This is a genomic window from Spirosoma sp. SC4-14, assembly GCF_037201965.1.
Lineage (GTDB): Bacteria > Bacteroidota > Bacteroidia > Cytophagales > Spirosomataceae > Spirosoma.
The window spans coordinates 5198039-5221695 of the sequence record NZ_CP147518.1 but is presented as its reverse complement, the minus strand read 5'-3'; the positions used below and the strand labels follow the sequence as shown (position 1 = coordinate 5221695).

The 23657-nt window shown below is 42.8% G+C and carries 22 protein-coding genes and 1 pseudogene; 5 read left to right on the top strand and 18 right to left on the bottom strand.

Features of this window, described 5'->3' with window-relative positions; genetic code table 11:
• Window positions 1-156: 156 nt before the first annotated feature.
• The 7 genes from WBJ53_RS21305 to WBJ53_RS21275 form a co-directional block, all read right to left on the bottom strand.
• Entirely contained in the window at window positions 157-519 is a 363-nt protein-coding gene (locus WBJ53_RS21305) for a hypothetical protein (RefSeq protein WP_338869879.1), read from the bottom strand.
• A 324-nt stretch (window positions 520-843) separates the two neighbouring features.
• On the bottom strand, window positions 844-1248 hold the full coding sequence (locus WBJ53_RS21300; RefSeq protein ID WP_338869877.1) for a hypothetical protein: 405 nt from the start codon (window positions 1246-1248) through the stop codon (window positions 844-846).
• A gap of 155 nt (window positions 1249-1403) precedes the next feature.
• Window positions 1404-2534: a transposase gene (locus WBJ53_RS21295; RefSeq protein WP_338868327.1), complete on the bottom strand. Its 1131-nt coding sequence runs from the start codon at window positions 2532-2534 to the stop codon at window positions 1404-1406.
• A gap of 65 nt (window positions 2535-2599) precedes the next feature.
• Window positions 2600-2953: a transposase gene (locus WBJ53_RS21290; RefSeq protein ID WP_338869875.1), complete on the bottom strand. Its 354-nt coding sequence runs from the start codon at window positions 2951-2953 to the stop codon at window positions 2600-2602.
• Window positions 2954-3161: 208 nt separating this feature from the next.
• Window positions 3162-4157 (bottom strand): restriction endonuclease, encoded by a 996-nt coding sequence (locus WBJ53_RS21285; RefSeq protein ID WP_338869873.1) that lies wholly within the window; start codon window positions 4155-4157, stop codon window positions 3162-3164.
• A 224-nt stretch (window positions 4158-4381) separates the two neighbouring features.
• Window positions 4382-5233, bottom strand: coding sequence for a hypothetical protein (locus tag WBJ53_RS21280; RefSeq protein WP_338869872.1), 852 nt, complete (start codon window positions 5231-5233; stop codon window positions 4382-4384).
• A gap of 26 nt (window positions 5234-5259) precedes the next feature.
• Window positions 5260-6504: a site-specific DNA-methyltransferase gene (locus tag WBJ53_RS21275; protein WP_338869870.1), complete on the bottom strand. Its 1245-nt coding sequence runs from the start codon at window positions 6502-6504 to the stop codon at window positions 5260-5262.
• Window positions 6505-6615: 111 nt separating this feature from the next.
• Here WBJ53_RS21275 and WBJ53_RS21270 point away from each other — a divergent pair, with 111 nt between their 5' ends.
• Window positions 6616-7377 carry an IS5 family transposase gene (locus WBJ53_RS21270; RefSeq protein ID WP_338869868.1) on the top strand — a complete coding sequence of 254 codons (762 nt, stop codon included), beginning with the start codon at window positions 6616-6618 and terminating at the stop codon, window positions 7375-7377.
• Window positions 7378-7382: 5 nt separating this feature from the next.
• On the opposite strand, the gene WBJ53_RS21265 is transcribed toward WBJ53_RS21270, so the two are convergent.
• The 8 genes and pseudogenes from WBJ53_RS21265 to ssb form a co-directional block, all read right to left on the bottom strand.
• Complete coding sequence (locus tag WBJ53_RS21265; protein ID WP_338869866.1) at window positions 7383-7994, bottom strand: ApaLI family restriction endonuclease; 612 nt, start codon at window positions 7992-7994, stop codon at window positions 7383-7385.
• Window positions 7995-8270: 276 nt separating this feature from the next.
• The gene (locus WBJ53_RS21260) at window positions 8271-9368 is read right to left on the bottom strand and encodes a serine hydrolase domain-containing protein (RefSeq protein WP_338869864.1); all 1098 of its coding nucleotides are present in this window, start codon (window positions 9366-9368) and stop codon (window positions 8271-8273) included.
• A 183-nt stretch (window positions 9369-9551) separates the two neighbouring features.
• Window positions 9552-11468 carry a hypothetical protein gene (locus WBJ53_RS21255; RefSeq protein WP_338869863.1) on the bottom strand — a complete coding sequence of 639 codons (1917 nt, stop codon included), beginning with the start codon at window positions 11466-11468 and terminating at the stop codon, window positions 9552-9554.
• A 12-nt stretch (window positions 11469-11480) separates the two neighbouring features.
• Window positions 11481-12536: a 3'-5' exonuclease gene (locus WBJ53_RS21250; protein WP_095164336.1), complete on the bottom strand. Its 1056-nt coding sequence runs from the start codon at window positions 12534-12536 to the stop codon at window positions 11481-11483.
• Between the two features lie 195 nt (window positions 12537-12731).
• A complete protein-coding gene (locus tag WBJ53_RS21245; RefSeq protein WP_338869858.1) occupies window positions 12732-13511 on the bottom strand; it encodes a hypothetical protein in 780 nt (259 codons plus the stop codon).
• A 41-nt stretch (window positions 13512-13552) separates the two neighbouring features.
• On the bottom strand, window positions 13553-14014 hold the full coding sequence (locus WBJ53_RS21240; RefSeq protein ID WP_338869856.1) for a tyrosine-type recombinase/integrase: 462 nt from the start codon (window positions 14012-14014) through the stop codon (window positions 13553-13555).
• A complete protein-coding gene (locus WBJ53_RS21235) occupies window positions 13983-15200 on the bottom strand; it encodes a site-specific integrase (RefSeq protein ID WP_338869854.1) in 1218 nt (405 codons plus the stop codon). Before WBJ53_RS21235 ends, WBJ53_RS21240 begins: the two co-directional genes overlap by 32 nt.
• 47 nt (window positions 15201-15247) lie before the next feature.
• A pseudogene (gene ssb, locus WBJ53_RS21230) lies at window positions 15248-15607 on the bottom strand (single-stranded DNA-binding protein).
• A gap of 182 nt (window positions 15608-15789) precedes the next feature.
• Here ssb and WBJ53_RS21225 point away from each other — a divergent pair.
• The 4 genes from WBJ53_RS21225 (at window position 15790) to WBJ53_RS21210 (ending at window position 19856) form a co-directional block, all read left to right on the top strand.
• Window positions 15790-17004, top strand: a complete 1215-nt coding sequence (locus tag WBJ53_RS21225) for an argininosuccinate synthase domain-containing protein (protein WP_338869852.1) — start codon at window positions 15790-15792, stop codon at window positions 17002-17004.
• The gene (locus tag WBJ53_RS21220; protein WP_338869850.1) at window positions 16988-18259 is read left to right on the top strand and encodes a glycosyltransferase family 1 protein; all 1272 of its coding nucleotides are present in this window, start codon (window positions 16988-16990) and stop codon (window positions 18257-18259) included. The genes WBJ53_RS21225 and WBJ53_RS21220 overlap by 17 nt, the downstream gene beginning before the upstream one ends.
• A gap of 45 nt (window positions 18260-18304) precedes the next feature.
• Window positions 18305-19285 (top strand): N-acetyl-gamma-glutamyl-phosphate reductase, encoded by a 981-nt coding sequence (argC, locus tag WBJ53_RS21215; RefSeq protein ID WP_338869848.1) that lies wholly within the window; start codon window positions 18305-18307, stop codon window positions 19283-19285.
• 202 nt (window positions 19286-19487) lie between these two features.
• Entirely contained in the window at window positions 19488-19856 is a 369-nt protein-coding gene (locus tag WBJ53_RS21210; RefSeq protein ID WP_338869846.1) for a hypothetical protein, read from the top strand.
• Window positions 19857-19885: 29 nt separating this feature from the next.
• Here the strand turns inward: WBJ53_RS21210 and WBJ53_RS21205 are convergent, their stop codons facing one another.
• The 3 genes from WBJ53_RS21205 to ade form a co-directional block, all read right to left on the bottom strand.
• Window positions 19886-21157 (bottom strand): replication-associated recombination protein A, encoded by a 1272-nt coding sequence (locus WBJ53_RS21205; RefSeq protein ID WP_338869844.1) that lies wholly within the window; start codon window positions 21155-21157, stop codon window positions 19886-19888.
• 93 nt (window positions 21158-21250) lie between these two features.
• On the bottom strand, window positions 21251-21850 hold the full coding sequence (locus tag WBJ53_RS21200; RefSeq protein ID WP_338869842.1) for a sigma-70 family RNA polymerase sigma factor: 600 nt from the start codon (window positions 21848-21850) through the stop codon (window positions 21251-21253).
• 101 nt (window positions 21851-21951) lie between these two features.
• A complete protein-coding gene (gene ade / locus WBJ53_RS21195; RefSeq protein ID WP_338869840.1) occupies window positions 21952-23655 on the bottom strand; it encodes an adenine deaminase in 1704 nt (567 codons plus the stop codon).
• Window positions 23656-23657: the final 2 nt, after the last annotated feature.

Sequence of the window (23657 nt, the reverse complement as noted above, 5' to 3'; positions counted from 1 at the left end):
GATAAAGTTAACTATTAAGAACTAAAGCTGGGGTTTATTCGTCTAGCCCCGAACCACCGTACAGCAGAATTACCGCTACTGATTACTCTAATGTAAAGCCCCACTATTGGCAATACCAATGTTAGCGGTTCGTTGTTTTTGCTGAATGGGTAATTGTCACCATTGTTGAAATCGAATACCGAGTTGATTGTCTGCAATTGCAAACTCTTTTGCACCCCAGGGCCTTAGTGTAACTTGGTTAAGATTAGGGTGAAGTAGATGAGGATGCGATGAAGATACTTTTGCATATACTTCTTCAATATTATCTGTCACAAGTCTTAATTCCGGATTATGTTCTTTGGCTAATTGTTCATCTTGAAAAAGCATGATGCTTATTCCATCTTTTTTTAATACACAGTAAGGTTGTGCGGTATTTAAATCTTTGTGTTCAATTGCAAACTGTAGGCAATCGACAAATAATTTAAGGCCTTCTGAAATTTCTGTGTAAAATACACTTGGTACTAATTTTGTAAAAGTCATATTCGTTTTATTTTATTTGCCATTAACAATAGTCGGATCAATCTTTTTTTAGTAGGATGCCGACCTGCAATGAGCCTTAATGGTTAAGGATTTCGCGTTCGGTCGGGTTTCGGAATACAACGTTAAAGCATTTGTGAAGGCATAGAATAGTGCTTCGTCAGCTTGATAAAATACTTAATTAAAAAGCTGAAGTTGAAAATAATCACAAATGCTTAATGACTAATATCTGTAGATAACAAAAGGTGATAAATTAATAGCAGGCGAAGCTTATCCGTCAGCCGTGCTTTTTACAAATTCAATTGTTGTGTACAGCTTTTTGTTTTTTTAATTATTTACCTTCTGTAGCATTATATCTATCGAATCTTTTCCAAGCATCCCTACCAACATTAAGTTTCCGGTGTCATTCGCTGTAGATAAAGTTCCGTCGAAAACAGGCTTATTTATTGGTGAGGACCATTTTATTTTGATGCTATTATTGCTTTTTGTAAAGGAGCCATTCCATCTTTTAGCCGGAGTATTGAATTGAAATACGCAACCATTTTTAATATCAAAGTAAACCACCGTAAGTATGCTGTCTGCACAATTGTTTCTTTGTAGCAACTGCTGATTTATCCTTAATTGTTTTACTTCATACTTTCCCGTTAAATCAGGGTACTTGTCTACACTGCCATGTATGGCTATTAATAGCAGGGGAATATAAATGATGGAAAGGCGGATAATCCATTTCACATATTTGGAAAAATGGAGTTGGGGCGACCGGTTAGTGGCCGAAAAGAAAAACTCCTTCAGGCGCTTAAATTCAATGGCCACGAAATATAAGAGGCCTGCCATCAAGATAAATGCATCGACAACAACACTGTAGCCAATACCGTAGAAAATATCCCTCAGTGCTGGACATTGAAGAAAAAGATGCGGATAGGAATCTTCAGCGGCTTACTTAACTGCTTCATCAACCAATCTAAGAAATGTTCAATCGAGCTAAGCTGATTAACCACGCCTGAATAACCCTTGCGGAACACCGACTCCCGTGGCTGAAAGTTGCCCAATTCCTTCTTTTTCGGACGAAGCCGATGATACTGCCGAAAGCCTTCAGCGACACAGATCACGTATAACACGACGATAATGACCACTAACAGCCTAATTTTAGCCCAGTGCTGAACGCCCAGCTCTTCTACATGGAACCCATTGCTCTTCAAATGCTTGAACAGACACTCCGTGGTCCAGCGGATGCGGTAGCGCTCAACAACGACGTGTTTGGACCAGCTTAGATTACTGATCAAGAGCACCAAAGGGTCCGCACTTTGGGCGCCATCCTGATGAGACCGAGCTACAAACTGGTAGCGGTGGCCCTCCAGGGTAAACCACTGGCTGACGGTGCGGCCCCTTAAAGCTCGCTTGAGCAAAGCACTGTAGGCCTTGCCCCCGGCGCTAATAGCCTCTTTATAAGAATCTTTGGGTAAACGGATAATAAAGTTGAGGCCACTCTGGGTTAGAAACTGCAACCAGGCTTTACCCCCGTACTCACGATCCCCTAACAGGCAGAAGCCCTTCACGGGGTAGAGCTTCATGGCTTGCTGGAGCAAGCGTTTGCGCTGCTGCTGAGAAGAATGACCTTTCCTGGCCAAATCCATCCAGAATAAAGGCAGGCTCACCTGCCGATAGACCAGAGACAAAACCAACAACTGAATAGGTTGTTTACCTAGCTGCCAACTGGTAGCATCCAACGTTAGGTAAAGGCTCATGGAGCGGCCATCCCAGCGTTTGATATAGCCTAAGATCCACACCAGCAGCCACTTCCACAGCCTCCGCTGGGCCACTGGATGGTCAAAGAAGCGGGTAAGTCGGCGATAGTGCGAATCCGTCTGGGTGTGCTGATTACCTAGTAGTAGCCCCATGTGGTTCTTAAGCTTGTTAAGGTTGACGGTCTCCTTGATGAGGATGGCGCAGCCGATGGCGATGAGATTTTTCAGCAGAGTCGGTGAGAGATCCTGGCCAAAATCCTTAGCTTTGTCCAAAAGCGAGGAGTGGAATCTTGTTAAGTTGGTCACGCTACAAAACAAGCATTTGCCCTCGCTTTTTCCTATTCTACTCCCTCAATGTCCAGCACTGAGGGATTCAGCTTAACGCTTTGTGTATCAATAGATAAAACAGAGGGGTAGGCTTCTTTCCCCACCCTCTTACGATCCAGTTGGTTCAAGGCTAAATTGATCCGTTCAAACGTACCATCTTGCTTCCACCGGTCAAAATAGTAGTAGACAGCCTGCCAGTTAGGCCACTCTTCAGGCAGGTTTCGCCATTGACAACCTGTTCGCAGGAGCCATAAAATAATGTTAATCATCTGGCGTAAATCGTGTTTTCGCTTGCGTTTAAGATCGAAGAAAGGCGAAATTGCGTCCCATTGAGGGTCGGTCAGTTTGCTGAACTGTTTGGTCATCACTTTGCTGCTTGGTCGCTACAAAGTTGGCACGACTCTCAACCTTTCTCAATTCCCCAACACATTCTTAAGATACAAAGCCCAGTGTTCATTCTGATGCCCAGGGTTATTCGTCTGCTGAAATTGAAGCTGAATAGCGAACAAAAAGTTGAGAATGTATTCGTCGCCCCGCCATATTGCCAATGCAATGTTAGCGGTTCGGGCTTCGTTATTTCGTTGTCGCCTGAATATAAAATTTTTGCAATTCCTCAGAATAGTTTAGTTGCTTCTCTATAATTTCAATCAACTGTTTAAGGTCAAGAGGTACAATCAATAAATCTGCTTTTGAGTTTCGTAAATCTTCAAGTCCAAACGTTTTTGCAAAACCCTTTGCTGATATAAAGAAGCCAAGCTTCGCTCTACCTCTTCTGTTTTCTAATTTTTCTCGAAAAGCAACGTACTCATTTTTTCCTGCTGGTTTCTTTGTCCAGTTTTTGCACTCAACCAAAATTAAATTGCTCTCAGATTTCCAAAAGCTTTGTTCAGCGTTGTTAACAATGACAATGTCAATTTCTTCAGTTTTGGTTCGCTTTCTTTCGATTATTTGAAAGCCTTTTATTTCAGAGAAAAACCTTGCAACTAATTCTTCAAGATATTTTCCCATTTCGTCTATGTCTGTTGCGGTTTTTACTTTTTCAATCAAATCAGGAAGGTGAAGTAACGATGTTTCATTATACTTTTCAATTACGCCATTTATTAGCCCTGCAGCTCCTTCTTGTGCAGTTTGTACAGTATTTTCAATCCAATCGAGAATTTCATTTGCATATTTCAAAGCATCACCAATTGTCTGTGCAGCAGCAGGAATTAAGATTTCGTAATTCAGATGACACCAATCTCCTTCGTCCTCAAATTGAATGTTTGTTAAGTCTTTGTTTTGGCTTGCTCGAAACTCTGCAAGGCGTTTCATTAGGTCCATATGAAATGGTAAACCCAAAGGCAAATCCCAATATTTTCTATACCAATCGTGTCTAACGAAAGCACAAAAAATTTCATTTTCCCATCCAAACTCACCTTCAAACCTACTGTGATAAATACCATTATCTGCTAAGTCTGAAACTTCAATGAGACTATCTTTTGGAATGTCCTTTATTAATGTCTTGTCTAAGTCAGGTGTGCCAATTGTAATTATGTCATTGTCAAATTCGTGTAATGTAGTGTCGCTCATATTTTGTTTGGTGATTGTCGTTTAGCCTGACCGCTAACGGTTAACGGCTTGGCGTTGTGGCGGTATTCTGTGTTCCGTCTGCCCACAACTGAAGCCGAATGATGAACTAATGTACAAGTTTATTTCTATTGCTGGATAGCGTTCGGTCAAGCTGAATGTTTAGCAAAATAGCGGAACAAAAGCTGTAGTTTATTCCTTCAAGCCGCCATAATGCCAAACCGATGTTATGGGCAGGGCTTCTCTTGCAGCTTGCCATAAATTGTATTATCAAAGTCAGTCGAATTTTTTCCGTATTCCAGTCTTATTATTTTGCCACAGTTTACTTGCAATACAAATGCAAAGTTTTCCATTGATGCTGACATGTTCCCACTACCATTGTCAATATGGTCAAGATAACCAGGTAGGTCATTTTTCAATGGTTCAAAGTCGTCACCAACTTTGTATTTCGGGATTGTTTTTGCTACAATCTTATATCTTATCTCGTCTGGCATAAAGCGAAAAACTAACGAAGGTCCGATTGCAGGCATAACCGACAGAAAGAAAAAAAGGATTAAAGCAGGCGATAGTATGAAGAAGATTTTTGTAAAGGGTCGCCTGTTCGGCAAATCAACAACTCTGTCTGACTGAATTAGCAAAGAGTAGGAAACACCAAATATCGCTCCAGTCAGCAAGGCTAACGGCATAAACATTGTTACCAATTCAAAGCTGCGAAATAGTCCACCAACAATGATTGAATAGGTTAATGCTCCATAAATTGCTGAAATAATTGGAAATATGGTTGGCTTGAAGATGTTTTTTGTGTGGTCAAGCTTCTTCAACGGATAAATAATGAATACTGCCCACGCAATTGCTATAAAGAGTCCCGACCAGAAGATAACAACTCCGCTATCGTCGGCTTTGCCGTCTGTCCATCCAAGATAGACAGAATGTAGAAGGTTCATCAATGCCCAAGCAATGGTCATTGAGAAAAATCCAAGTGTCTGCTTTACGCTATTTAATTTGAGGGTTGTCATTTTGCCTTGCCCATAACGTTTCTCGGCTTTGCAAAGTGGCGGATTTTCTGCACAAATGTTCAATTGAAAAACTGAACTTGAACCTTGCACTAAACTTTCATAGAAGCACTAAACCCGCCATTTTGCAAAACCGATGTTATGCCTTCGTTGTTCTTTTTCAGCAGGTCTTTCGTCTGCAATTCAAGTGATTTCATTATTGTTACGTCCGATTCAAAACCAAAAAGTCGGCTTATTCCTGTTTCTCTTGTTTGGATTAGGATTTTCATTTTATAGTCCTTACCATAAGATGCCTTTTCTAGTTTTTCAATTGCATCTTCAATTGTTTCATATTCTCCTTGAATTTTTACTGGAACTGGTATACCTTCAAAATGGTCTTTTAAAAATCCGTCAATCCCACTATTTCTTTGAACAGGAAAAGCATTTATATTTTGTAAAATGGCTAGTTCTTTTTCAGTTTTCTCTTGATACTCGTTTGTTCCTTTGTTTAAAAGATTAGATTCTGAAATTACCATTTCTTCTAATCGTGAATTTGCAAGTTCAACCGCATCCTTTGAAATGTCAATTCCAATAAATTGTCTCTTTAATGATTTTGCTGAAACACAAGTTGTTCCACTGCCACAAAAAGGATCAACAACCAAGTCACCTTCGTCTGTAACGATATTTAAAATTTGATTGAGTAATAAAACTGGTTTTTGAGTTGGGTATCCCGTTCTTTCTTTTGCTTTTGGATTTAAGTATGGAATTTCCCAAACGTCAGAAAGAGGAACACCTTTTTTCTCTTTACCTAAAATCACATTACCGTTTTCATCTTTTTTATAAACAGATTTTCCGTTTTTATCACGTTCTCTTTCTTGTAATATTTGGTCAAGATTTGTTGTGGCTGAATAATCTGTATAAAGAGTATTGAATTTAAAGTCTTGTGTTTTAGAATAAAAAAAAATTACTTGATGAGCATTTAACAATCCTTTTTTCGCATTGGACCATCTTTTGTATGACCAAATAATTTCACTTTGAAAGTTCTCACGTCCAAAAACCTTGTCCATCACAACTCTAATATTGTGCGATGCTGTTTTGTCGCAATGAAGAAAAACACTTCCTGTATTTTTTAATACTCTTTTTGATTCTAGTAAAACATTTTCAACAAGTTCTAAATACTCTTGAATAGAATTGAATTTGTCGTCAAATTCATATGTTTTAGAATTGTCTTTATTCGTAAGACTGTGTTTGCGTTGAGTAAAGAAAGGCGGGTCAAAGTAAATCAAGTCAACTTTGTTGGCTTCAATTTCTTTGAGTTTTTCAACACAATGTCCGTGATAGATTTTATTAGTTTCCATTTTCGGGTGTCCTTTCGTTAGCAATCTGTGTCAAAATAGCTTTAGAGCGTGTTGGGGAATTGAAAAGAGTTGAGAGTCGTGTCAACTTTGTATCGACCAAAATGCAAAGTGATGACCAAACAGTGGCAACCACTGACCGACCCTCAATGGGACGCAATTTCGCCTTTCTTTGACCTCAAACGCAAGCGAAAACATGAATTGCGCCAGATCATCAACGTTATTCTGTGGCTGCTGCGAACCGGTTGTCAATGGCGGAACCTGCCACCGCAATGGCCTAACTGGCAGGCGGTTTACTATTACTTTAACCGCTGGAAGCAGGACGGCACCTTCGAACGAATCAACGCAGCCTTGAATCAATCAGACCGAAAACGAGTGGGTAAGGAAGCTCAGCCATCTGTTCTATGCATTGATGCACAAAGTGTTAAGTTAAATCCCATGATCTGCGAACACCGGGGTATGGACGTCAATAAACGCGTCAACGGGCGAAAACGAGAGTTCGTCGTGGATACCGACGGCCGCTTGTGGGTGGTCGATGTGCATGCGGCAAATGAAGCAGAAGGACCGGCGTCAATTTCTCTGATTGGGACAATCCTTTGGCGAGTTGGGGAACGCCTGGAGAAGGTTTACGGCGATCAGGCTTACAATGGAGCTTTTGCCCAGGCATTAACCGAGTGGAGCATCGATTTCGAGAAGGCTTCGCGTCCCGAATCAACCCAAGGTTTTGTGCCTGTGGCCAAGCGATGGGTCGTTGAACGGAGCATTGCCTGGACGAATTTCTTCCGGCGCATCGTCAAAGATTACGAGTACACGCTATCTTCTTCGGTGAGTTGGCTGTATTTAGCAAACATTCAGATCATGCTACAACGCCTTTGACTGCTTCACCAAATAAAATTCCCCAACACGTTCTTAAGGTCAACTCCTGAATATGCTTTTAAGTATTCCCAAGCTTCATCACCGCCATAATATTCTCCTTCCACACCTGCATAAAGTGTTTTCAAGGTTTCTTGAATTCTGATAGCTTGTTCTCTTTGAGGATAATAGAACATTACTCTGATTGGCTTGTAACCGTGTTCTCTGATTACTTTAACTCTTGTATGTTCTTTTGTTATGTGGTCTCCGTCCGTAGTTGCATCTCTCCACTTAACTTCTATGGCATCATTTCCATTTAGAAAATCAATCTCAAAAGTTTTAGGTCGTTGTCCAATCGTGTTTTCTACCTTGGTCTTAATGCCATCAGGAAATTTAAAATTTAAACATAAGGTTGCAGCATCTTCAAGGAATGAACCTGCATATTTGTAAAGAAATCGTCCTGTGTTTTGATATTGGTCAATAAGTTGTCCTTCTTCTAAAGAAATACCTAAAACACGATAAACGAGGTAATGAGAATTGTCGTCAGCTTTCATTTCTTCTGTTCTGGCTTCAATTTTACCTTTCAAGTTTGCAGAATAAACTTCAGCTAAATTCTTTATATTTTGTATTAATTCGTCCATTCGTTTTTGATATATGAATTGTTTCGAAAGATACGAAATTTTGTTTGGTTGCCGGTCGTCCTACAATGAGGCATAACGTTCGGGTATTTGCGAAGGCAGGGAATTCAGTGATTGTCCAGCCCGGTACAAATGCCCAATTGAAAATATGTTGTTGAAGTTATGAACTAAAGCTGAACATGGAACGTCGAGCCCAAACCGCTGCTGATGATTGCACATAGCTGAAGTTACATTGTCAAGCCCTGCTTTTGCAAATACTTTTGTTAGCGGTTCGTGTTTTTACAAAAATAAGTCTGTTAGTTTTAAAATAAATCGCTGGTCAAAGTTGGTGCTCAGGTTACACGTAATTGCAATGATCAGCTGCTCTTTAGGATAAACTAAAAGAAAAGAACGCCCACCAATTGAGCTTCCACCATGATAAACAAATTTTCGTTGCATATTATCCTTGTCCAATTTCCAACCAATTCCGTAAGCTATCTTTTCACCGTTTTGCAGCGTGTCATTATTCCAAAATTTTTGTAAAGTTTGCTCACTTATAAATTGATGCTTTAACAGGCTTTGAGACATACGAACAAGGTCAGTAGGTGTACTGATAAAACCACCGCCTGCCCATTTGTTTGAATTATTGACATGATAGCCATTAACAATCTTCCCGTTTGATTCGTCATAAAAACTTACTCTATGGGCAACAATACTGTCGTTAAAATCAGGAACTGTGTTTTGCAAACCTATGGGAATAAAGACACTGTCATGCATGTACGGCAGAAAATCTTTGTGTGCAGCACCTTCAATAACAGCACTTAATAGCACATATCCATAAGTGGAATAACTATATTTTGTACCGGGCTGAAACAATAGAGTATCATCTTTAAAAATTGAAATGGCGTCCTTTACAGAACCATAATTCTTATCGCTTACATACTCACCGTTTCTATAGTTGTAATCACGTATCCCTGCAGTATGGGAAGCCAGTTGGTAGATTGTAACAGGATATTTTTTCTCTGGAAAATAGGGAACATATTTTTGAACCGGGTCTGAAAGGTTAATCGCATTTTCTTCAATCAGTTTTCCCAATGCTAAAGCGGTTAAGGTTTTAGAAATACTGCCAATGCGAAACTTAGATTGTAGTGTGACGGGTACTTTGTTTTCCATATCTGCATAGCCAAAACCTTGCGCCCATAATATTTTGTCTTTCGTTGAAACACAAACAGACAAACCGGGAATGCTTTTCTCCCTCATTAAAGAGTCAACCAGTTTTTGTGCTATTGCAATTTTAGCGGAATATTTTTTGTCAACAAAAAGCGCTTTTTTTTGATCTATTGTCTGTGCGTTGCAAATACTGCTTAGCAAACTAAGAACGACTAATAATTTTTTCATCTTTGAATTTTGTAAGGTTTGTCTTAACATGACCGCTAACGTTCCCACGCTTGGCGTTCGTGCGGGATTTCGGAGCACAAAACTGTCAACCCAGCACTAAAGCCCAATTGGAAAACGGAACTTGAATATAAGCACGTCACCCCGCATGACGCCAAACGTGTGTTGGCGGTTCGTTGTTCTTTGTCAGTCGAATTTAAGTTGTCCATTGTCAATTAGTTCTGCATACATTGTCGCACCTTTTTTAGTTACTTTTATTTTGTCCTGCAATTGGCTATTTATAAGGTGCTCAACATCTCCATTTGTTTTGAAACTTTTAGAAATGCTTTTTAAGTCAGAAAGTTTCATTTTCTTTTTCAACTCTACTTGTTCGAGAATTTGACTACATAAAACTGAAATTGTTGGTGTATATTTTCCATTTGGCTCATTTACTGTATTTGATTCTATTGATGAAGCCTTTGAATCTTCTTCAATTTGTCCCGTTTTTTCTGGCTCGGTCTTGCTTTGGGAGCTTTCTTCTATATGACTTTCTGTTTTACTTTTTTGATATTCTTCAATTGTTTCAGCGTATGCGGAAATCAATATCTTAACATTCGATTTGTCTTCGGTAATAGATTCTGTTAAGGTCTTTGGAAGAATAGCTGCCCCATAAATGCTACCCCAAAGAGTGTAGTAAATTAATGAATGTTGAATTTCTTCTCTTTCATTGTTTTCAATGAACCTTAATAAATCTCTACCTGATGTAAACAGAACAGCTATAGATTTTAAAACTTCGTTTGAAGTTCTTGAAATGTCAAATCCGCCCCTTAAGCTTTCAAATGATTTAAGTAATTCAACAAGATACAAACGCTCTTTCGAACCATCAAAATTGTCAATTGTATCTTTGAAGTGTTTGGCAAGGTCAATGAGAATAGTTTTTCGATTAGTGAAAAAAGTCTCAAGGTCAGAGATATTGTCTGTTTCGATGAAGAATTTCAAGCTTTGAAGCAAATATTTCTTTTCATTTTCTAAAAGACCTTCTGGAATAATTAACTCCATTTTGTCATTCGCAAAATGGGGTCTTACAAGTGAATCACTTGTTAGTTTATTGTTTTTTCTTGATAAATAAATTTCATCTTCTATTTTGTTTCTTACATCTGAAAATGCGTTGTTAACTCTTTCAACATAGTTACTTGGATACTTTGAATTGAACTTTGAATTAATTGCTCTCTTTAGCTTTTCTAGCTTTAATGAAAGAGGAAGTTCAGCCTTTGATGTTATAAGTAATCCTTCAATAAGAAGATTAAATGCAGATATACCAAATACTTTAGATTGTTTAAGTGTGTTTAGTATGTCAGATGTGAATGAAGAATTAGAGCCTAACATAATAGCTTCTTCTAATTTTTCAATGGTTTCATAAGTCTTGAGAATTTTGTCTGTTATTTCTAAAACCTGCTTTTTTTCAAATTCATTATTCTCTGAAATCTTGTTTAGAAACAATGAAAGGTTGTTATTTAAGAGCCTAAATAGTATTGAAATTTCTTGCCACTCTTTTGATGTTAAATTTGTATAAGCAATTGAACTACCTAAAATAGCACCAAGTATTCTGTTTAGTTTTCTGTCCTTGAAGAAAGTCAAGGAATTAAAATTGTTATTAACTGTTGGAAATTGAATGAATGGTATTTCATTGACGAAGCAATCTACTTTTATAACTTCAGAATTTTGTTTCGCTAAAGCAGAATACTTTGTTTCAATACTCTTTAATGACTTAGCAAAAGTTTCATTGAGTTCTTTTTCTCTCCTAAACAACAATTTAAAATTGTTAAGCAGAAATACAGTATAATCAATTATTACATAATTGAGCCCATTTGCTGTAGTTTGCCATTTGCTTTCGGTTATTTCAGTTTCAATTAAGACTGGAAAGCCGTAGTCCTTGTCAAGTTCTCGGTTGTGGAATATGGGTTTTTCATATCCAACCAAAAAGTCTTCACTTTCATTTAAAAAGGTCGTTGTTGCCCTTTTGAAACTGTATTTTCTATTAGGATAAAAGGAAAAGGGTGAAATTGATAGTGTTGTAAAAACACTATTAAAGTCGTTTGAATTGAACGGAATATATACTCTCATTTTGTAATTTCTTTAGAAGGGTAAATCGCTGCTTGCAGATGATTTGTTTTTTTCGTTGTGATATTCAAACAAGTTTCTGTCAATGTTTGCGATGAAAGTAGAAAGGTGGTTTGAATACAAGATGAATAAATCTCTATAGCTCCTGGTTAAAGCAACATAAAGTGGATTTCTATCTTTCTCGTCACCTGAAATACACATAGGAATGAATACTGCTTCAAATTGCAATCCTTTTGCACTATGGTATGTCATTAGTTTGGGGTTGTCTGTTTTAAAGTCCAAATCCATTGAGCCTGCTCCATATCCAATTTTAGCTTCAACTCCCCATTTTTTACTGTCGAAATATTTTTTCGCGGTTTGAACATCATTATTGGTCGGAAATAAAATGCCAACATCTGTGTAATTTTGAGCTTTAACGACATCAATTATATAATCAAGTTGGTCATTAAAAGAGGAGCATTCTACAAGTCGTGGTTTATTAACTCCTTCTTTGTTACACCTGTCAACAAGTGGGTCATTAGATAAACTTACTTTTTCTGCAACTCTTGCAACTTTCTTGGGTAGTCTATGGTTAATAACCAAATTCTCCATAGGGATTCCAGTTTGAATTTGGATTTCTTCCATTGTCAATAGTTTCCCCTTATTAGGCACATTTTTGTATAATTGTTGAGCAGAGTCTCCGAACAAAATAAAATGCTTCTTGGCTGCTTGTTGCAATTCTCTTAATTCATCAGTATCGAAGTCTTGAACTTCGTCAACGATGATATATTCTGCTGATGGTTTGTCTCGTCTGTTTATCCATTCCCAATGATAAAGAACCTTTGATTCGTCAACCCCTATTGTATGAATACCGTCTTCAATGAATTGTTTGAGAGCTTTAGTAAAGACTATGATTAGATAGTCATTGTTCCCTTGCTCAGCAAGTTCTTTTGCTCTCCATAATGCCAAAACGGTTTTTCCACTTCCTGCACATCCTTTTACAATGAATGAACTGTTTAGATTTCGTCTTACGATTCTTACTTGATAGTCGTCAAGTTCTGATTCGTTAATATACCAAGATTCTTTTGCCATATTTTTTCAATTAATTTCTGTTTTTGTCTTTGTGGAGTGTCCTTTTACAATGACCGCCAACGTTTTGCAGCTTGGCGAAGTGGCGGAATTAGAAGTACTTACTTTCAATTTAGCACTAATGTTCATTTGAAAATCGAATGTTCAATTTAGCACTGAACCCGCCATTTTGCCAAACTGCTGTTAGCACCAGTTTTTCTATTGTTTGTTAGAATTCATTATAAGTTTACACAATTCAGCATATTCTTGTCCTCCGTAATTTTCTGGACTGTTTCGTGTTACAAAGTGATACTTACCATCTATCAACACTTCCAATATCCACTCTTCTCCATCAAGTATCATATTTGGGTCGTGTGTTTCGATACTCCAAAAATTTACACTATTAATTTTCTCCAATATCTTCTCCCAAGTTTCTGATTTTATTATTTTCTGTTCGTGTTTAATTCTACGTCCAGCGTCATAACCACCAAGTCCTTTTGTTTTACTGTATGTCAAAGTGATTTGTCCATTACTATTTTCTATTCTATATGAAAAAGGATTTGACCAAGTCCCTATATGTGTAAACCTGATTATTTTTTTGTCGTCATTCTGTAATTTGTAAAGTACTGGTTCTTTCATACTCTTTAAATGTTTGGAATACCATTGGTTTACAAATTCATTTAAAGTGTCATTTGGTTCAGGAAAATTACACGGAAATTGCTTTTTCTCTATACAGTCATTTTGTCGTTTTGTAAATTCTGCACTTAATAATGGAAAATAATATTCATCTGTTGAGTTCGGCTTATATCGTAAATCAGCATTGAACACAGCACAACTTGTCATTGTTAAAATTAGTCCTATGTTGATTATTAGTTGACGTTTCATAAAATTGGTGCTAACATTGGTATTTACGGAAGTCTCTTTACTTTCAGGCAAACTTTCGTAAATATCGGCTATGTCTGGGAGTGCCTTAGCTCTAGATTGATACAGAGCCTTCATAACCTGACTACGGGTTGCCGTACCAAACATAGCATTTCTGACTAAATGTCCAAATCATCTAACGGACTTTTTATCTGATCGAACCCTTTGGTAGTCAGGTGGGTATAAATCTCGGTAGTCTTGCTGCTTTCGTGTCCTAGCAGGAGTTGGATGTATCGCAGGTCGGTTCCGTTTTCGAGTAGATGTGTGGCAAATGAGTGGCGCAGCGTATGCACGGTTACGTGCTTTTTGATGCATGCCTGCTCACAGGCCCGTTTTAGCACTAGTTGAATGCTTTTAGTGGAATAAGTGGGGCTGTCCTGACCCTCAAACAGGTAATTTACGGGTTTGTATTGACGATAATACTCACGGAGTAGTATCAGCATTTTTTGAGAGAGAAGCGTATATCGGTCTTTTTTGCCTTTTGATTGCTCAATCCGTATCTGCATCCGACTTGAGTCTATGTCCTTGATTTGTAGATTTATGGCTTCGCTAATACGCAAGCCAGACGAGTAAATGAGCATCAATACGGCACTTAAGGTTTTTGACCTGAGCAAAGATGCGGGTAATTTCGTCGCTACTAAGCACTGTGGGTAGCTGACGCTCTTTGGGAGGACGTTGTAGGGTGTAGAGCTTTCGTTTGCCACCCAGTACTTTCTCATAATAAAACTTAATGGCATTGATGGCCTGGTTTTGGTGCGAGGCCGATACCTTACGGTCAATGACCAGATACTGACAAAAAGCGATAATCTTACGGTCGTCTATCTGGTCAATATCGTCGGTGGGGTAGTAGTTGATGAACTCCTCAAACAAGCTGACATAGTTTTTTAGCGTCTGCTGACTATATCTTAATTCCTTCATTTTCAGTAGATAGCTTTCTGGGCATGGCCTATAGTTGGCTATTGACGAAGCCGACGGGCGGGGTACTCGGTCAACGATGTCGGTGTTTTCCTGATAGCGAACAGACAGATTATGCTGGGCGGCTGCTTCCCGGATTTGACTAACAATCCTGTCGGAATAGGGCAAGGTCCACCATTTGTTTTTAGCATCCCACTTGCAGAATGGTAAGGATTTGATAACCTTAACAAGAGCGGAGTGGTAGCCAAAAATAAGACGCAATCGGGTAGCATTATGGCGATAAATTAGTACTTCGCCAGCAGATACGCCAGCGAGTTGTGGAGACTGATTAGGTTGTATTACTGATTGATGTTCAATGATTTGTGAAATTCGACTACCGAAATAGGTCTGAATTTGCAGAAAGTTGTCTTTGTAGTCGGGCACCGTCCAGAAGCGGCCTTGTTTATCCCAGCGAACAAACTGAAAACCGAGTATAAACCGAACGTCAATGTCGTTTTTAGGCATTCTGATGAGGATTTTGTTGCCTAATTTCTCAATAATTACTCCCATTGTGCTGGGCAACAATGTAGGCTCAGGTTTTATGCCCGTCGGTTTGGTTTCAGGAGCAGGCGTTGATAAATTCTCAGTGTGTTCGGTCAACGGTTGTTCCTGCTCTACGATAGTAATATCGGGAAATAGGGCCTTTAACTGATTGAATGCCTGCTGATTGTAAGGGATGTGCCAGGCCCTGTGGGTGCGACTCCACCTGGCATCGGGTATTTGCCGAAGTATAGCCGCCATTTCCCGATTGTAAGGAAAATCAACCTTGATTCGGTCTTTATTATGATGATTGATTTTCAGGATATTAGGCATAGTTAGTTTCGTAAATACAACTTGATTTGAGGAATAAACGAAACAAATTAAGGGAGTTCACTGGCCCCTGGATCGGCTTTTCGATCCAGCATAATGAGTTGTTCGGCTACTATTTCGGTTACATATCGGCGGTTGCCGTCTTTGTCGTCATAGTACCGTGTCTTCAATTTACCGTCAATATACACAAGGCTGCCTTTCTGTAGGTATTTGTGGGCGAGGTCGGCCAGGCTGCGCCATAGCACTACCGTGTGCCATTCGGTGTTGTATTGGGATTAACCGTTTCGGTCTTTATAGGCCTCGGTAGTAGCCAACGTTAATTTGGCAACCGCTATGGAGCCATCGAGTTGTTGGTAGTCGGGGTCGGCACCGAGGTTGCCAATGAGAGTTACTTTGTTTAATCCGCGCATCTGACTAATTGGTTACAGGTGGGAAATACAATTCCTAAAGCACAACAAGTTGGTTGGCTAACGAAAGGATGGAAATTCAGTCGGGTTTTTCGGGAACAAGCCCGATATTTGTGCCTCCAAAACTATACTGATGGCGGACAAGCCCACCGTTAGCGGCTTACCATCCGGCATCCACTGTCTAAATGTCTCAGAAAAAAGTAGTTCTTGCCTTCAGCGGAGGCCTTGATACCTCCTTTTGCGTAAAATATTTGTCCGAAGATCGGGGCATGGAAGTGCATTCGGTGCTGGTCGATACGGGCGGTTTCTCCGATGCCGAACTGAAGGCCATTGAAGAGCGGGCATACTCATTGGGTGTTAAATCGCACGCAACCATTTCTAAAACCGACGATTACTACCAGCAATGCCTGAAATTTCTGGTGTTCGGCAATGTGCTGAAAAACAATACCTATCCGCTTAGCGTGAGCGCCGAACGGATTTTTCAGGCCATTGCCGCTGCCGAATATGCCCGGCAAATTGGCGCTTCGGCCATTGCTCACGGATCGACTGGGGCCGGAAACGACCAGGTGCGTTTCGATATGGCGTTCCGCATTATCATTCCCGATGCTGAAATCATTACGCCCATCCGTGATCTACGGCTTTCGCGCGAAGCCGAAATCGAATACCTGAAAGCGAAAGGGGTGGTGCAGGAGTGGCACAAAGCCGCCTATTCGATCAACAAGGGACTGTGGGGAACCTCGGTTGGCGGAAAAGAAACGCTGACTTCCGATCAGTTTCTGCCTGAGTCGGCCTGGCCAACGCAGGTAACGAAAACCGAACCCGAAACACTCACGCTGACCTTTCAGCATGGCGAAATTAAAGGCATTTCGGGTGCGTCGGTAGGGGAGCTAACCTACGACAATCCGGTCGATGCCATTCGCAAACTGACCGAAATTGCCGGTCCGTTTGGCATCGGGCGCGATATTCACGTGGGCGATACCATCATCGGTATCAAAGGCCGGGTTGGTTTCGAAGCACCGGCTCCGCTGATTCTGATCAAAGCGCACCACACCCTCGAAAAGCACGTGCTGGGCAAGTGGCAGATGTACTGGAAAGAGCAACTGGCCAACTGGTACGGTACGATGCTGCACGAAGGTCAGTTTATGGACCCTGTGATGCGGAACATCGAAACGTTCCTGAGCGATACGCAGGCCCACGTTACGGGTAAGGTACACGTGCATCTGGCGCCGTATCGTTTCCAGGTGCTGGGTATCGAATCGGATTACGACCTGATGTCGTCGATATTCGGCAGCTATGGCGAAATGAACAATGCCTGGACCGGCGACGATGTGCGGGGCTTCTCGAAAGTCGCTTCCAATCAGGTTATGATTTACGAGCGTATCCGTGAACATAATTCTTGATGCCAGCCCGTTGGGCATCGGTTTTTATCACCGCCAGGCCCGAACCGGAATCAGCCGCGTGGTAGAACAACTGCTTGTTGGTCTGCAACGCGCTGAGGACGTTCGGCTATGGCTGGCGGCTCCTACGCATCTGGCCGAAACGATACGCTTTGCCGAAACGGAATTTGGTAACACGGCACCTGTGTTCATCAATTCGGCTGGCGAACTGGCGCTGGCGCGGCTGGAGAATGGCTTATTGAGTCCTTTTCCGCCGGGAAGTACCGTTTCCAAGGCCATTCGGGAAGTGGCTTACCGGACTCGACGGGCATTGAACCGGGAGATGGCTCATTTTGAAACGAGTAAATTGCCCGATAACGCCATTTATCATTCCCCCTTTTTTCCCATACCCGCTGCTATTCAGCAAAATCGGCACGTACGGACTGTGCAGACCATTCATGATCTGATTCCGATCCGACACCCTGAGTGGTTTAACGACGGTGAGCAGACCGTAAAACAGGTGCTGGCTACTCTCTCGCCCGATTCGTGGGTTACTACCGTATCGCAGGCTACGAAAGACGATTTTTGTAATTACCTAAGTTCCCATCTAGACCGGATCAATCCAGACCGGGTTGTTCCAATACGGCTGGCGGCTTCGCCAGCACTGTTTCATCGAAACGTTGACAAGGGTCGGCAGCGGGCCGCTCGTGAGCGATTTGGCATTGGCGACAACCCGTATTTGCTGAGTCTGGCCACGCTGGAACCGCGCAAAAATATCGCCCATCTGATTCGGACATTCGGTCAACTGGTCGACAGTAACGAGCTACCTGCCGATATGCAACTGGTGCTGGTGGGAACAAAAGGCTGGAAATTCGACGAACTGCTGGCCGAAGCCAGCCGTAGCCCGGCTTTGAAATCGCGACTGGTTTTTACGGGCTTTGTGCCCGACGAAGAACTGGCGCCGATCTATACGGGGGCAACGGCGTTCGTGTATCCGTCGTTGGACGAAGGGTTTGGGCTACCACCGCTCGAAGCCATGCAGTGCGGTTTGCCCGTAATTACGTCGAACATTCCGTCTATTTCGGAGATCGTCGGGCAGGCCGCCATTCGGGTTTCGCCTACCGATATGGATGATCTTTGTCAGGCAATGATAACGATTGCCAACTCGCCCTCACTACGGACCGAACTGTCGGAAAAGGGACTAAAACAGGCTTCTTTGTTTTCGTGGGACAAATTCACCGCCGAACACGTTGCTCTGTATAAACGCATGATTGAGTAAGCTTGAAACAACAATCGGTCGACAGATTGGCCGGTTCAGAAAAGTATGAAAATAAACGTTGGTATCATTGGCGGAGCAGGCTACACGGGTGGCGAATTGCTTCGTATTCTGATCAATCACCCATTTGTCGACATCGCATTCGTGCATAGCAAAAGCCAGGCGGGCAAACCGGTCTGGAGCACGCATACCGACCTGCTGGGCGATACCGATCTGATTTATTCGGGCGACGAAATCGCGACGCTGTTGACTAAGGAAGGGCTCGATGCCATTTTCCTGTGCTCTGGGCATGGAGCATCGGCGGCATTTATGGCCGAGAACGACGTATCGGACGATATTACGGTCATTGACCTCAGTACTGATTTCCGCGACGAACACGACGATTTCATCTATGGTCTGCCTGAACTTCAGCGCGACCGCATTCGGGAGGCTACACGGGTGGCTAATCCGGGTTGTTTCGCGACGAGTATTCAACTGGCCCTGTTGCCGCTGGCTAAGGCCGGTTTGCTGAACGAGGCCATTCAGATCAGCGCCGTTACGGGCAGTACGGGGGCAGGGCAGGCGCTGGTACCGACCACCGGCTTTACGTGGCGCAACAACAATATCTCGATCTATAAAGCCTTTACGCATCAGCATCTGGCCGAAATTCGGCAGAGTCTGACCGCGCTCGACCCCGATTTTAATCACGCGATTAACTTCATTCCTTACCGTGGCGACTTCACACGGGGAATTATGGCGAATGTGTACACTCCATTTTTGGGAACTCGGGAAGAGGCAAAGGAACTGTACAAAAACTTTTATGCCGATCATCTGTTTACGCACGTCAGCGAGTCGCCGGTGGATGTGAAGCAGGTGGTGAACACTAATAAATGCTTCCTCCATCTCGAACTGCACGAAGGGCAGCTACTGATCACGAGCGTTATCGACAACCTGACCAAAGGGGCGTCGGGGCAGGCGGTGCAGAATATGAATCTGGTATTTGGCCTCCCCGAAGATGCCGGACTGCGGCTGAAACCCGTAGCGTTTTAAGCACTTGTCTTGTTAAGATTATAGCTGGTAAAAATTGTTAATGGGTTGCGCCGATGAGCCAGGAGGCCACTTAACGGCATCGTGTAACCCATTGATCAGGATTTGCCAGGATTGAGGCTAAACGCTCCCCTTACTTTTTCGGTAGCTATTTAAGTACCATAAATTATTCTCCAAAAATAAATTTTTGGCTACATTTGCTGATATGACACCGGATAAACGTCTTGATCAGATAGAGCCTGTATTGGCTGATGTAGCTCAGAAAACGGATCGACTTATTGAGTCGAATGGTCAGATTTTGGCAATTGATATTCGAGCCGATTCAAATGCCGAACTAGCAGCCAGAGGGGTTGCTGATTTAACGGTTCAGGTTCGGCAGAACTTCGTTGAGATTGATAAGCGTTTTGCCCGCGTCGATGAAAATTTCGTTGAGGTTCGGCAAAGTTTGACTGCTACGCAAGACCATATTGCGTCACTCGACACCAAAATTGATTCAAATGTCGATGCGCTACGACAGGAAATGAATCAGCGATTTGATCAGTTGGTAGCCTTGATTCAGGAGCGTTTGAAATAAGTGTACTACTAACATTGATTGCACTCTTCTCAATACTCATACCACTCGCCCCACCATTTCTGCAAATTGCGTCGAATCTCAGCTTCGCGGGTATTATGGCCCGGTTCATACAATTTACGTCCTTTCAGATCGTCGGGCAAGAAATTCTGCTGCACGAAATTGCCTTCATACGAATGCGCATACTGGTACTCTTTCCCATAACCAATCTGTTTCATGAGTTTGGTTGGGGCATTCCGCAGGTGTAGCGGTACCGGCAAATGGGCTGTTTGTTCGGCCAGCGCTATGGCATCGTCGATGGCTACGTAACTGGCGTTGCTTTTGGGTGAGGTGGCCAGATAAACAGCCACCTGCGACAGAATAATCCGCCCTTCGGGCATACCAATTGCCTTAATGGCCTGTACCGCTTCCGATGCCATAATCATAGCCGTTGGATTGGCATTACCAATATCTTCCGACGCCAAAATGAGCATTCGTCGGGCAATGAAAACCGGATCTTCACCCGCAACAATCATACGGGCCATCCAATACAGGGCTGCATTGGGGTCGGAGCCGCGCAGCGACTTGATAAAGGCAGAAATAATGTCATAATGCTGCTCACCCGATTTGTCATAACGAGCAATATTCTGTTGAGCAACCGTTGTTACACCTTCATCGGTGATTATGAGTGGCTCAGCCGAAACATGCGCTGATGCGACCAGCTCAAGTAAATTCAGAAGCTTTCGCCCATCACCGCCCGACAGCCGAAGTAAGGCGTCATACGATTCGACGCTTATTTGTTTCGACTGTAAAAAGGCATCCTGAGCGATAGCCCTGTCAACTACCTGAATCAACTCATCGCGACTGAGTGCTTCCAGTATGTAAACCTGGCAACGGGATAGCAGGGCGCTGTTGACTTCGAATGAGGGATTTTCGGTGGTGGCTCCTATGAGTGTAATCTGTCCCTTTTCAACAGCCCCCAGCAAAGCGTCCTGCTGGCTTTTGTTGAATCGATGAATTTCGTCGATAAATACAACGGGTGGAAACATCCCGGATGGGCGGCTGAGTACATCGCGAATTTCCTTAACTCCTGAATTGATGGCACTCAGTGCAATAAATGGTCTTTTAACCGCTTCGGCTAGCAACAAAGCCATCGTTGTTTTCCCGACTCCCGGCGGTCCCCACAGAATCATAGAGGGTAGTCGCCCGGCATCAACCGCCCGGCGCAGCGCACCGTTGGGTCCCATTAGTTTCTGCTGACCAATAATATCGTTGAGTGTACGCGGTCGAACCCGCTCGGGTAGGGGCGTTGAGTCTGTATTCATTCAGCGAATTTACGCATAAAAAACGGTAGCCACTTGCGCAGCTACCGTCTTCAGAAAAGGTTTAGGAATAATCAGGGTTAAGTATTGATAGGGTTAAAGGGATACATTTTCGGGGGTGATGTACCGCTTAAGGTTGCTCATTGCGCCGAAAATAAGGTTATATACCGATTGTATGTTTATCTGCATGAGGGTCGAAATCTCTTCGTTACTCATATTCTGGAAGTAGCGGAGATGAACAGCTTCGCGCTGACGGCGAGGGAGTTTTTCGAGAGCCTGATGCAGACAATCATTCATATAGGAGTCTTCTTCATAAGAAATGAGTAAGTTTTCGTGAGAAGGATCCGCTCCCGGAAGTGTATCGCCAACCCGCCGGCCGTTCGATACATCGTCCTGGCTAATCAACTTCTGTTCGGCGGTCAGATGGCGGACCAGTTTTCGTTTGATAGACGCCATCAGGTAAAAGCGTACAGAAGTTGTCGGACCAATGGTTGTACGGTGTTTCCAGAGCTCCACGAACAGGTCATGAATGCAATCTTTGATCAAAGCTCGATCTGTGGCGAAATGGGCACAGTAATGGTAGAGCGTTTGTACATAATTTTGGTACAACTGGGCGAAAGCATTTTCATCGCCGTTGCGAAACTGGTTCCAGAGAGTTTCGTCGTCAGGTCCGTTTTGCGTGCGGGAACGAGGCATGAGCAGGTAGGTATAGGTTGAGGAACTCGAAAGAAGTGTGTAAACATATTAATAATAAATTGAATTTAAAATGGTATGGCAAATAAAATTTTTTTGTGCCCTTATTTCACAATTTGAAGAGGGCTAAAAGTAAACGCATTCCCATTAAACAATCCCTTATCGCTCAACTTTAAGGCCGGGATAACCAACAACGCCATAAAGGATAGGGTCATGAAAGGTGCAGACAACGTACTGCCTAATTCCTGTTTGGCAAATAGATCGAGAGTTGCATATTGAGCCGCAACATCGTAACCATCGGTATCGGTCATAAGACCTGCAACCGGCAGGGGGAGTAACTGAGTTTCGGGAGTAGTGGTCAGGTGCAAAAACGCCCGCCGACTCATTATTTCGGTATCGTGTTCATGGGGGGGTGTACCTGCCACCGCCGATAACCCTCCTTTCGCTTCAATAACCAGATTGATTGCCTGACAAATACTTTCATCGTTGCAGCCAACTGCCGTAATGTTGTGCGAATCGTGCCCGACCGATGAGGCTATGGCTCCGTGTTTAAGCCCAACGTTTTTGATAAATGCCACCGCCGGTGGAACATTCTGATAACGATTGACAACCACAAGCTTTAGAATATCCTGCTCCAGATCGGGAATGATCTGACCATTGATGATCTTTGGGGTTAGCTGTAATTCGTTGGTAATCAATTGGCCGTCCAGCGCTTCAATAACCCTGATTTGATCTGAACCAGCCTCTGCCACCACCGCAAATTCATCTGCTGTCTTTGGCTCACAGTTAAATTGATTAACGTGTTGACTGCGCAAATCCGGAATGTTGGATTGACCATCTTCGGCTACAATCTGACCATCAATCACTGTTTGCCGGATCTGGAAGTTTTGTAGATTATCAACGATAATATAATCGGCCGTATCACCTTCGCGGAGTAGACCAACCGGTAGTCGATAGTGCAAAACCGGATTCAGGCACGCGGCCCGCAACACGTTCCAGAGTGAGTGTCCTTTAGCTAATGCCCGCAGCACAAGCTGATTAATGTGGCCTATGGCCAGTGTGTCGGGGTGTTTGTCGTCGGAACAGAACATGATTTGCTCTGGAAATTCGGCCAGGAGCGGAATCAGGGCCTCGAAATTACGGGCAGCACTTCCTTCCCGAATCAGAATGTTCATGCCCCGTCTGGCTTTGTCGAGACCTTCTTCGTAGGTAAAACATTCGTGATCGGTAGTGATACCCGCATCGATATAGCGCTGAGCATCAGCGCCAGTCAGGCCGGGAGCATGCCCATCGATGGGTTTATTAAATGCATTGGCGAGGGCAATTTTGGCCATCACTTCCGGATCTTCGTGGAGAACACCCGGAAAATTCATCATCTCGGCCAGATAGCCAATCTCTTTCAAACCCAGCAGGTAACGTACGTCGCGTACGCCGATGGTTGCTCCAGCGGTTTCGAAGGTGGTAGCTGGAACGCACGAAGGAGCACCAAACATAAATTTGAAAGGCACACGTTCGGCCTCTCGAAGCATGTATTCGACACCAGCCACGCCCAGCACATTACCGATCTCATGCGGATCGGAAACCGTAGCCACGGTGCCATGAACAACCGCCAGCCGGGCAAATTGGGGCGGGGTTAGTAATGAGCTTTCGACGTGAACGTGTGCATCAACAAAACCGGGTAGAATATACGGTTCGTCTGGTCGTTCGGGACCCAGTCGTTCAACACGAGCAATACGGCCGTTCTCGACGGTCAGGGTGCCGTAGTAAACGGTTTGATCGAATAGGTTCAGAATGTTGGCCGTCGGCATAA

Excerpts from the sequence above, each read along its gene's own strand:
- WBJ53_RS21275 (WP_338869870.1), bottom strand. The coding sequence starts at position 6,504 with ATGGAAACTAATAAAATCTATCACGGACATTGTGTTGAAAAACTCAAA.
- WBJ53_RS21205 (WP_338869844.1), bottom strand. The coding sequence starts at position 21,157 with ATGAATACAGACTCAACGCCCCTACCCGAGCGGGTTCGACCGCGTACA.
- WBJ53_RS21270 (WP_338869868.1), top strand. The coding sequence starts at position 6,616 with ATGACCAAACAGTGGCAACCACTGACCGACCCTCAATGGGACGCAATT.
- WBJ53_RS21250 (WP_095164336.1), bottom strand. The coding sequence starts at position 12,536 with ATGGCAAAAGAATCTTGGTATATTAACGAATCAGAACTTGACGACTAT.
- WBJ53_RS21245 (WP_338869858.1), bottom strand. The coding sequence starts at position 13,511 with ATGAAGGCTCTGTATCAATCTAGAGCTAAGGCACTCCCAGACATAGCC.
- WBJ53_RS21285 (WP_338869873.1), bottom strand. The coding sequence starts at position 4,157 with ATGAGCGACACTACATTACACGAATTTGACAATGACATAATTACAATT.
- WBJ53_RS21225 (WP_338869852.1), top strand. The coding sequence starts at position 15,790 with ATGTCTCAGAAAAAAGTAGTTCTTGCCTTCAGCGGAGGCCTTGATACC.
- argC (WP_338869848.1), top strand. The coding sequence starts at position 18,305 with ATGAAAATAAACGTTGGTATCATTGGCGGAGCAGGCTACACGGGTGGC.
- WBJ53_RS21235 (WP_338869854.1), bottom strand. The coding sequence starts at position 15,200 with ATGCCTAATATCCTGAAAATCAATCATCATAATAAAGACCGAATCAAG.
- ade (WP_338869840.1), bottom strand. The coding sequence starts at position 23,655 with ATGCCGACGGCCAACATTCTGAACCTATTCGATCAAACCGTTTACTAC.
- WBJ53_RS21260 (WP_338869864.1), bottom strand. The coding sequence starts at position 9,368 with ATGAAAAAATTATTAGTCGTTCTTAGTTTGCTAAGCAGTATTTGCAAC.
- WBJ53_RS21290 (WP_338869875.1), bottom strand. The coding sequence starts at position 2,953 with ATGACCAAACAGTTCAGCAAACTGACCGACCCTCAATGGGACGCAATT.
- WBJ53_RS21210 (WP_338869846.1), top strand. The coding sequence starts at position 19,488 with ATGACACCGGATAAACGTCTTGATCAGATAGAGCCTGTATTGGCTGAT.
- WBJ53_RS21255 (WP_338869863.1), bottom strand. The coding sequence starts at position 11,468 with ATGAGAGTATATATTCCGTTCAATTCAAACGACTTTAATAGTGTTTTT.
- WBJ53_RS21305 (WP_338869879.1), bottom strand. The coding sequence starts at position 519 with ATGACTTTTACAAAATTAGTACCAAGTGTATTTTACACAGAAATTTCA.
- WBJ53_RS21200 (WP_338869842.1), bottom strand. The coding sequence starts at position 21,850 with ATGCCTCGTTCCCGCACGCAAAACGGACCTGACGACGAAACTCTCTGG.
- WBJ53_RS21240 (WP_338869856.1), bottom strand. The coding sequence starts at position 14,014 with ATGCTCATTTACTCGTCTGGCTTGCGTATTAGCGAAGCCATAAATCTA.
- WBJ53_RS21265 (WP_338869866.1), bottom strand. The coding sequence starts at position 7,994 with ATGGACGAATTAATACAAAATATAAAGAATTTAGCTGAAGTTTATTCT.